Origin of the sequence: Pseudomonas sp. RW10S2 (assembly GCF_014268985.1) — a bacterium.
In the GTDB taxonomy this organism is placed as follows: Bacteria; Pseudomonadota; Gammaproteobacteria; order Pseudomonadales; family Pseudomonadaceae; genus Aquipseudomonas; species Aquipseudomonas wayambapalatensis.
Map to the genome: position 1 here is coordinate 22,858 of NZ_JABWRO010000058.1, position 9,189 is coordinate 32,046.

The 9,189-nt window shown below is 63.1% G+C and carries 8 protein-coding genes; 3 read left to right on the forward strand and 5 right to left on the reverse strand.

Going from position 1 to position 9,189, the window contains the following annotated elements:
- Positions 1-50: 50 nt before the first annotated feature.
- The 3 genes from glpR to HU729_RS14175 all read right to left on the reverse strand — a co-directional run bounded on the left by glpR (position 51) and on the right by HU729_RS14175 (position 3,392).
- Positions 51-806, reverse strand: coding sequence for a DNA-binding transcriptional repressor GlpR (glpR, locus tag HU729_RS14165; RefSeq protein ID WP_186668536.1), 756 nt, complete (start codon positions 804-806; stop codon positions 51-53).
- 169 nt (positions 807-975) lie between these two features.
- The gene (gene glpK, locus HU729_RS14170; protein WP_186710629.1) at positions 976-2,475 is read right to left on the reverse strand and encodes a glycerol kinase GlpK; all 1,500 of its coding nucleotides are present in this window, start codon (positions 2,473-2,475) and stop codon (positions 976-978) included.
- Positions 2,476-2,540: 65 nt separating this feature from the next.
- Positions 2,541-3,392 carry an MIP/aquaporin family protein gene (locus HU729_RS14175; protein ID WP_186710631.1) on the reverse strand — a complete coding sequence of 284 codons (852 nt, stop codon included), beginning with the start codon at positions 3,390-3,392 and terminating at the stop codon, positions 2,541-2,543.
- A gap of 305 nt (positions 3,393-3,697) precedes the next feature.
- On the opposite strand from HU729_RS14175, the gene ybaK reads away from it, so the two are divergent.
- On the forward strand, positions 3,698-4,168 hold the full coding sequence (gene ybaK, locus HU729_RS14180; RefSeq protein WP_186668530.1) for a Cys-tRNA(Pro) deacylase: 471 nt from the start codon (positions 3,698-3,700) through the stop codon (positions 4,166-4,168).
- Between the two features lie 20 nt (positions 4,169-4,188).
- On the opposite strand, the gene HU729_RS14185 is transcribed toward ybaK, so the two are convergent.
- Positions 4,189-5,298 carry an ABC transporter ATP-binding protein gene (locus HU729_RS14185; RefSeq protein WP_186668528.1) on the reverse strand — a complete coding sequence of 370 codons (1,110 nt, stop codon included), beginning with the start codon at positions 5,296-5,298 and terminating at the stop codon, positions 4,189-4,191.
- Entirely contained in the window at positions 5,295-6,215 is a 921-nt protein-coding gene (argF, locus tag HU729_RS14190) for an ornithine carbamoyltransferase (protein WP_186668526.1), read from the reverse strand. Before argF ends, HU729_RS14185 begins: the two co-directional genes overlap by 4 nt.
- A gap of 366 nt (positions 6,216-6,581) precedes the next feature.
- Between argF and HU729_RS14195 the strand changes: the two genes are divergently transcribed.
- Together HU729_RS14195 and grxD are read left to right on the forward strand one after the other, a co-directional pair.
- The gene (locus tag HU729_RS14195) at positions 6,582-8,690 is read left to right on the forward strand and encodes a molybdopterin oxidoreductase family protein (RefSeq protein WP_186668524.1); all 2,109 of its coding nucleotides are present in this window, start codon (positions 6,582-6,584) and stop codon (positions 8,688-8,690) included.
- A gap of 116 nt (positions 8,691-8,806) precedes the next feature.
- A complete protein-coding gene (gene grxD, locus HU729_RS14200; protein ID WP_136913238.1) occupies positions 8,807-9,142 on the forward strand; it encodes a Grx4 family monothiol glutaredoxin in 336 nt (111 codons plus the stop codon).
- Positions 9,143-9,189: the final 47 nt, after the last annotated feature.

A 9,189-nucleotide genomic window follows, 5' to 3' on the forward strand; every position in this document is an offset into this window, starting at 1 on the left:
GGCGCTGTCTCACCGGCGGATCACCATCGGCGAGGTGCAGCGGTGCGCGCTCAGACCACTTCCAGGCGGATCTTGTACTGGTTCAGCAGTTGCGTGAGCGTGGGAGTGGGATGCTGGTCGGTCACCAGGCAGTCGATCAGGTTGATCGAGCCCAGGCGCACCATGGCGTTGCGCCCGAACTTGCTGGAGTCGGCAGCAAGGATGACCTGCCGGGCATTGGCGATGATGGCCTGGGATACCCGTACTTCCTGGTAGTCGAAGTCCAGCAGGCTGCCGTCTTCGTCGATGCCACTGATGCCGACCAGGGCGAAATCGACCTTGAACTGGCTGATGAAGTCGACGCTGGCCTGACCCACCACGCCGCCGTCACGGCGAACCGTACCGCCTGCCACCAGGACTTCGAAGTCGTCCTTGGCACCGAGGATCGCCGCCACGTGCAGGTTGTTGGTGATGATCTTCAGGTGGCTGTGGTTGAGCAGGGCGCGGGCGATGGATTCGGTGGTGGTGCCGATATTGATGAACAGCGAGGCGTGATCGGGGATCTGCCGTGCGACGGCCTCGGCGATGCGTTGTTTCTCGTCGCGCATCTGGTCGGCGCGCATGGCGTAGGCGGTGTTCTCCACGCTCGAGTCATAGGCGGCACCACCGTGATAGCGGCGCAGCAGGTTGACCTCAGCGAGCTGGTTGATGTCGCGACGGATGGTCTGGGGCGTGACGACGAACAACTGCGCCATTTCCTCGATACTGACGTAGCCGCGTTCGCGCACCAGTTCGAGGATTTGTTGTTGGCGAGGGGGCAGATTCATGGGCGGTCCTTTGGGGCTGCCGGACAAATGCTGCAATGATGCCGTAGGAAGGGGATGACGACCAGTAGACTGTTGTCGCTAGCCTGTGCTGGTACTTCTGTGGAAGCGGCCTTGCGCCGCAATCGGGCGTGCAAGGCCGTTCCTGAACGGATCGAGTGAGAGGCTGACGTCAGCCTTCGTGATCTTCCCAGTCGCGGGTGCGCTCGATGGCTTTCTTCCAGCCCGCGTACAACTTTTCTTTCTGCGCGTCATCCAGTTGCGGGCTGAACTCGCGTTCGATGATCGCCTTGTCGCGCAACTCGTCGAGGCTGCTCCAGAAGCCACAGGCCAGGCCTGCCAGGTAGGCGGCGCCGAGGGCGGTGGTTTCGCGCATTTTCGGACGCTCCACGCAGGTGCCGAGGATGTCGGCCTGGAACTGCATGAGGAAGTTGTTGGCCACCGCGCCACCGTCCACGCGCAGCTCCGAGAGGCGCTGGCCGCAGTCGTGCTGCATGGCGTCGAGCACGTCGCGGGTCTGGTAGGCGATCGACTCCAGGGCGGCACGGATGATGTGGTCGACCTTGACGCCACGGGTCAGGCCGAACAGCGCGCCGCGGGCGTACGGATCCCAGTAGGGGGCGCCGAGGCCGGTGAAGGCAGGCACCAGGTAGACGCCGTTGCTGTCCTTCACCTTGCTGGCGAAGTACTCGGTGTCGAGCGCGTCGTTGACGATCTTCAGCTCGTCGCGCAGCCACTGGACCGTGGAGCCACCGTTGAACACTGCGCCTTCGAGGGCGTAGGCCACTTCGCCACGAGGGCCGCAGGCGATGGTGGTGAGCAGGCCATGGGACGAGGTGACGGCCTTGTCGCCGGTGTTCATCAGCAGGAAGCAGCCGGTGCCATAGGTATTCTTGGCCTGGCCCGCCTCCACGCACATCTGGCCGAACAGCGCCGACTGCTGGTCGCCGGCGATACCGGCGATGGCGATACCGCTCTTGGTGTGGCCGTAGACCTCCGAGGACGGGCGCACCTGGGGCAGCATCTGCCGCGGGATGCCGAGGATGTCCAGCAGCTTGTCATCCCATTGCAGGGTGTGAATGTTGAACATCAGCGTGCGTGAGGCGTTGGTGTAGTCGGTGACGTGCACCTTGCCGCCGGAGAATTTCCAGATCAGCCAGCTGTCGACGGTGCCGAACAGCAGTTCGCCCCGTTCGGCACGTTCGCGGGCGCCTTCGACGTTGTCGAGGATCCACTTGAGCTTGGTGCCGGAGAAGTATGGGTCGGTGACCAGGCCGGTGGTTTCGCGGATGTACTGCTCGTGGCCGTCACGCTTGAGCTGGGCACAGATCTCGGTGCTGCGGCGGCACTGCCAGACGATGGCGTTGTATACCGGGCGACCGGTTTCCTTGTCCCACACCACGGTGGTTTCGCGCTGGTTGGTGATGCCGATCGCTGCCACCTGGGCGTGGCTCAGGCCTGCCTGCGCCAGGGCCTCGACCATGGTCGCGCTCTGCGTGGCGAAGATCTCCATCGGGTCGTGTTCGACCCAGCCAGCTTGCGGATAGTGTTGGGCGAACTCGCGCTGGGAGGTGCCGACCACATTGGCGTCGCGGTCGAAGATGATCGCCCGCGAACTGGTGGTGCCCTGGTCCAGGGCGATGATGTAGTTCTTATTCTGGGTGTCTGTCATGGTCGTTGCCTTGCACGAAAAGGGAGTGAGTCGGGGAGGGCGGGCGAGATCGCGCAGCGCCGGTCTCAGGAAGTTTGAGTATCGCCCTGGGTAGCAGCATCTGTCTGTGGGTTCGTGGCGTCGGCCGTCGGCAGGTTGCGGGCAATCAGGACGAGATAGCCCGCAGCCCCCAGGCACGCGCCGAGGATCGGTGCGAACACCGGAACCAGGAAGTAGGGAATGTCCCGTCCACCCGTGAAGGCAATTTCGCCCCAACCCGTCAGGAATGTCATGAGTTTGGGCCCGAAATCCCGTGCCGGGTTCATCGCGAAGCCGGTGAGCGGCCCCATGGCGCTGCCGATCACCGCGATCAGCAGGCCGATCAGCAGCGGTGCGGTGGCGCCACGCGGCAGGCCGTTGTTGTCATCGGTCAGCGCCATGATCACGGCCATGAGAATGGCAGTGATCACCACTTCAACCAAGAACGCCTGGCCGATGGACAGCGACGGATGCGCATAGGTGGAAAACACCGACGCCAGCTCGAGACTGGCCTGGCTGCCCCTGACCATGCTGTGCGCCTGTTCGAAATCGAAGAACAGCGTGCTGTACAGGGTGTAGACCAATGCCGCACCACAAAACGCGCCGCAGACCTGGGCGAGTATATAGAAAGGCAGTTTGCGCCTGTCGAAACCGGCGAACAGGGCCAGCGCGATGCTGACGGCCGGGTTCAGGTGCGCACCGGAAACGCCAGCGCTGAGGTAGATCGCCATGCTGACGCCGACACCCCAGATGATGCTGATTTCCCAGAGTCCGAAGCTGGCACCCGCGACCTTGAGCGCGGCCACGCAACCGGTACCGAAGAAGATGAGCAATGCTGTACCCAGGAACTCGGCCATGCACTGGCCGGAAAGCGTTGGTTGTCGTAGAGCTGTCGTCATGTAGGACCTTCGGTTCTTGTTGTTGTGAGGCGCTGGGCGCTCGGGTGTCGACGCCGGTTGTCCATCCCCATGAACGACCGGCGAGTGTACGGGTGTGCACTATTTATGTGCGCATTTTCTTCATAAACGAAAAAATATAGACAAGAAACGCTGATGTCAAAGGTCGAAAGTGAACGGTCGGCCACATTCTGACCCACGAACATGAACCTGCCTGCGCAGGTCCGGTGCACGCCCCGAAGTCCGCTGGCTGGCCCCCGGGATTTGCCCTAAAGTAGCCGGCAAGCTGTCATTGACTGGAGCTGTACATGACCCCCGCACTCGACCTGCTGAAGAAGGCGCGCGCCGAACATCGCGTGCTCAGCTACGAACACGACCCCAAATCCGCCTCCTATGGCCTGGAAGCCGCCGAGAAGCTCGGGCTCGATCCGCAGCAGGTGTTCAAGACGCTGCTGGCCAGCAGCGAGAAAGGTGAGTTGCTGGTGGCAGTGGTGCCGGTGATCGGCACGCTCGATCTCAAGGCGCTCGCCCAGGCTGCGGGGGTAAAGAAGTGCGAGATGGCCGACCCTGCCGCGGCCCAGCGGGCCACGGGTTATCTGGTCGGTGGCATCAGCCCTTTAGGGCAGAAGAAGCGCCTGCGCACCTTCATCGATGAGTCGGCGCAGCAGTTCGCCAGCATTCATGTCAGCGCCGGACGGCGCGGGCTCGAGGTGGAGCTGGCAGCCGCGGTGCTGGCCGAGCATACCCAGGGCACGTTTGCCGGGATCGGCAGAGGCTGAGGGCGTGCAGGAAGGCGGCTTCAGGTCGCCGAGCTGTAGCGGCGCACGCCGTTTTCCTGTATCTGCAACTGCGCCGCGACACTTCCCGGTACGGCGAACAGCACCAGATGGTCAGCCGCTACGGCGATGCCTACGTCCTGGCCGACCTGGTGATCGACATGACTGGGGAAAATCGCCTCCAGCTGGCTACCGGTGGGCAACTCCAGGCGATAGAGCGTCGAGGCGCCCAGGAAACTCTTGCCATTGATGCGCGCGCGCAGCGTGCTGTCTGGTGCGTGCACGATGTCGTCCGGACGCAGCAGGACATCCACCGAACTGCCCACCGGCATCAGGTAGGCACGATTGCCGCGCAGTTCACCGAGCTCGGTGTTCACCGATTCCGGGCTGCTCATCTGGCCGCGGATGAAGTAGCCCTGGCCGATGAAGCTGGCCACGAACGGCGTCTGTGGCTCGTGATAGAGGTTGTAGGGCGTATCCCATTGTTCCAGGCGACCTTCCTTGAACACTCCGACATGATCGCTGACGGCGAAGGCTTCTTCCTGGTCGTGGGTGACCAGAATTGCGCTGGTGCCGCGGCTCTTGAGAATGTCGCGCACCTCGTGGCTCAGGCGTCGGCGCAGCTCCACGTCGAGGTTGGAGAACGGTTCGTCGAGCAGCAGCAATTGCGGCTCTGGCGCCAGCGCGCGGGCCAGGGCGACACGCTGCTGCTGGCCGCCGGAAAGTTCATGGGGGTAGCGTGCACCCAGACCGCCGAGCTTGACCAGCTCGAGCATTTCCTCGACCACTTCGCCTTGGCGTGGATGCTTGCCGATGCCGAAGGCAATGTTCTGTGCCACGGTCAGGTGCGGGAACAGCGCGTAGTCCTGGAACACCATGCCGATCCGGCGTTTTTCGGGGGCGAGGGTGAAGCCTGCGCGGGAGATGACGTCCCCGGCCAGCTGGATCTCGCCGTCATGCACCGGCTCGAAGCCGGCGATGGCGCGCAGGGTGGTGGTTTTGCCGCAACCCGAAGAGCCCAGCAGGCAACCAATGTCGCCTGCGTTCAGGTGCAGGTTGAGGTTCTGGACGATGCGCTGCTCGCCATAGCCACAGGCGAGGTTGCGCAGGTTGAGCAGCAGGGGTTGACTCATGCGTGGTGGTAAGCCGGTTCTACAAGGAATTCAAGAAGGGCCTTCTGTGCATGCAGGCGGTTCTCGGCCTGGTCCCAGGCGACCGAACGTGGGTCGTCGAGCAGATCCTGGCTGATTTCCTCACCGCGGTGGGCGGGCAGGCAGTGCATGAACAGGGCGTCGGGTGCCGCCAGGTCGAGCAGTTCGCGGGTGACCTGGTACGGCGCGAAATGCGCCAGGCGCCGTGCAGTTTCCTCTTCCTGACCCATGGAAGTCCAGACATCCGTGGTCACCAGGTGCGCGCCGCGTACCGCTTCCTTCGGATCACGGATGATCCGTACGCGTTCGCCACCGAGCTCGAGGAAGCGTGGATCGGGCTCGTAGCCCTCCGGGCAGGCAATGTGCAGCTGGAAATCGAACTGGCGGGCCGCCTCGATGTAGGAGTTGCACATGTTGAAGCCATCGCCGATCCAGGCCACGGTCTTGCCCTGGATCGAGCCACGGTGTTCGACGAAGGTCTGCATGTCGGCCAGCAGTTGGCAGGGGTGCGATTCGTCGGACAGGCCATTGATCAACGGCACCTTCGAATGCGCGGCGAATTCGGTCAGGGTGCTGTGGGCATGGGTGCGGATCATCACCGCGTCGACCATGCTCGAGAGCACGATGGCGCTGTCGCTGATCGGCTCACCGCGACCCAGTTGCGTGTCGCGCGGGGACAGGAAGATCGCCTGGCCGCCGAGCTGGATCATGCCCGCTTCGAACGATACGCGGGTGCGGGTCGATGACTTCTCGAAGATCATGCCCAGCACGCGGTTCTTCAGGGGTTCGAAGAGCACGCCTCGCTTGCGCAGGTCCTTCAGCTCGATGCCTCGACGGATCACGCCGAGCAATTCGTCAGCGGTGAAATCCAGCAGGGAGAGAAAGTGCCTGGTGCTCATGATTGACTACCTTATCTGCAACGGTTTGCAGGTCGACCGTATGGTTTTTTTTGACAACGGGAGTGACCTGCGGCGTAAGCCGCACGGGGCGGACGGAATAGGGAAAGGCGCAATACTATAATTAAATGTCGCCTGAAACCAAGAGGGGAAACAGCGGGGCTGTTTCAAAGGGTGTCGTAAACCCTTGTGGAAGGTCTGTTTTTTATTTTCTACAGGGGGTTGTACACGGCTTGGCAGGGCTTTGGCAAACGCCGTGTCGCGAATCGTGTGCCTGATGACGTCCGATTCACACGACTAAGCGGCGTGGCATCGGTGATCGGCCGGGGGCATAGTCGGAGCTTCCAGAACAACAAGGCAGAGGCGGCCATGACCAAGACCCTGCATCACCGTGCCTGTCACCTGTGCGAGGCCATCTGCGGCCTCAATATCGAAGTCAGCCATGCGCCCGATGGGCGGGCGTCGATCAGCGCGATCAAGGGCGATCCGCAGGACCCATTCAGCCGAGGACACATCTGTCCCAAGGCGGTGGCGCTGCAGGACATCCAGGAAGACCCTGACCGCTTGCGCCAGCCTCATCGGCGCGTGGGGGAGCGCTGGGAGCCAATCGCCTGGGATGAGGCATTTGCGCTGGCTGCCGAACGCTTGTGGAGCATCCAGCAGGCGCATGGGCGCAACGCCGTGGCGGTCTACCAGGGCAATCCCAGCGTGCACAATTACGGGTTGATGACTCACAGCAACTACTTTCTGGGGCTGCTCAAGACGCGCAACCGGTTTTCCGCCACCTCCGTCGACCAGTTGCCCCAGCACCTGACCAGCCACCTGATGTATGGCCATGGCCTGCTGCTGCCGATCCCCGATATCGACCACACCGATTTCATGCTCATCCTCGGCGGCAACCCATTGGCGTCCAATGGCAGCATCATGACCGTGCCGGACGTGGAAAAACGCTTGAAGGCGCTGCGTGCCCGCGGCGGGCGGCTGGTGGTGATCGACCCCCGACGCAGTGAAACGGCGGCGATGGCCGATCAGCACCTGTTCATCCGTCCTGGCGGTGATGCGGCGTTGCTGTGTGGCCTGCTCAACACCTTGTTCAGTGAAAACCTGGCGCGCGGCTCGCATCTGCCGATCGATGGGCTCGAGCAGGTGCGCGAGGCGATCTCGCCCTTCACGGCGCAAGCCATGAGCCCGCTGTGCGGCATCGAGGCCGGGCAGATTCGCCAGCTGGCGCGCGATTTCGCTGCGGCCGGCAGTGCCGTGTGCTACGGGCGCATGGGTGTCTCCACCCAGACCTTCGGCACGCTCTGCCATTGGCTGGTGCAACTGATCAATCTGGTCACCGGCAACCTCGATCGCCAAGGTGGTGCACTGTGCACCGAGCCTGCGGTTGACCTGGTCGCCAGTACCTCGGGCGGTCACTTCAACCAGTGGCAGAGCCGGGTCTCTGGCCTGCCGGAGTACGGCGGGGAGCTGCCAGTTGCGGCGTTGGCCGAGGAAGTGCTGACACCCGGCGAAGGTCAGGTGAGGGCGCTGGTGACCGTCGCCGGCAACCCGGTGTTGTCCACGCCCAACGGCCGCCAGCTCGACGGGGCGCTGGCGGGCCTTGAGTTCATGCTCAGCATCGACCTGTACATCAATGAAACCACGCGCCACGCCGACCTGATCCTGCCTTCCACGTCGGCGCTGGAAAACGATCACTACGACAGCACTTTCAACCTGCTGGCAGTGCGCAACGTCACCCGTTTCAACCGAGCGATCCTGGCCAAGCCAGAGGGGGCGCTACATGATTGGGAGATCTTTGTCGGGCTGGCGCGGGCGTTCGCCGAGCGTGCGGCGCTCGAGTTGAAGCCGACCCTGCCTCCGGCGCAGATGATCGACCTGGCGCTGCGCAAAGGCCCGCGCGGCGAGGCGTCGCCATGGGGGTTGTCGTTGCAGGCGCTGGACGCCTACCCTCATGGACTCGACCTGGGGCCGTTGCAACCCAATCTTGCTGCTCGGCTGCGTACCCCAGGTCAGGTTGTGCAGGCCGCGCCACAGGTGCTGCTCGACGATCTCCAGCGCTTGGCGCGGCAGGTGCCGATGGCGCACGACCAGTTGTTGCTGATTGGCCGTCGGCATGTGCGCAGCAACAATTCCTGGATGCACAACTTCCATCGCCTGGTCAAAGGCAAGCCACGGCACCAATTGCTGATGCATCCGCAGGACTTGCAGCAGCGCCAGCTCGAGGACGGGCAATGGGTAAGGGTTCGCTCGCGTACCGGTAGCCTGGAGGTGCAGGTTCTGGCCAGTGAAGAGGTGATGCCCGGGGTGGTCAGCCTGCCGCATGGCTACGGGCATGGTCGCCAGGGTGTTCGCTTGCAGATTGCCCACGCACAGCCGGGGGTGAGTGCCAATGACCTGACCGATGAACGGCTGCGCGATGCGTTGTCGGGCAATGCCGCGCTCAATGGAGTACCGGTGCAGGTGGAGGCGGCCTGATTGCGAAATGGGGCGGCTTGACGCCCCAGGTCCATTACCAAGCACGACACTCGGCTTTCCGATACAATGCGTCACCGTGCCGACGACCGTGTCGGAAAGTTCAGCCGAGGTGCTCCATGGATATCATCGAAACAATCAAAGAGCAGATTGCCAACAACACCATTCTGCTTTACATGAAAGGCTCGCCGAATGCCCCGCAGTGCGGCTTCTCGGCCCGTGCTTCGCAGGCTGTGATGGGTTGTGGCGAGAAATTCGCCTACGTCGACATCCTGCAGAACCCGGAAATCCGCGCCAACCTGCCCAAGTATGCCAACTGGCCAACCTTCCCTCAGCTGTGGGTAGGTGGTGAGCTGGTGGGGGGCAGCGACATCATGCTGGAGATGTTCGAGAAGGGTGAGCTGCAGACCCTGATCAAGGAAGCAGCCGCCAAGGCCAAGGCTTCCGAGGCCTGATCCAGGTTTACCGCCGGCATGAAAAAGCCCCGCCTAGGCGGGGCTTT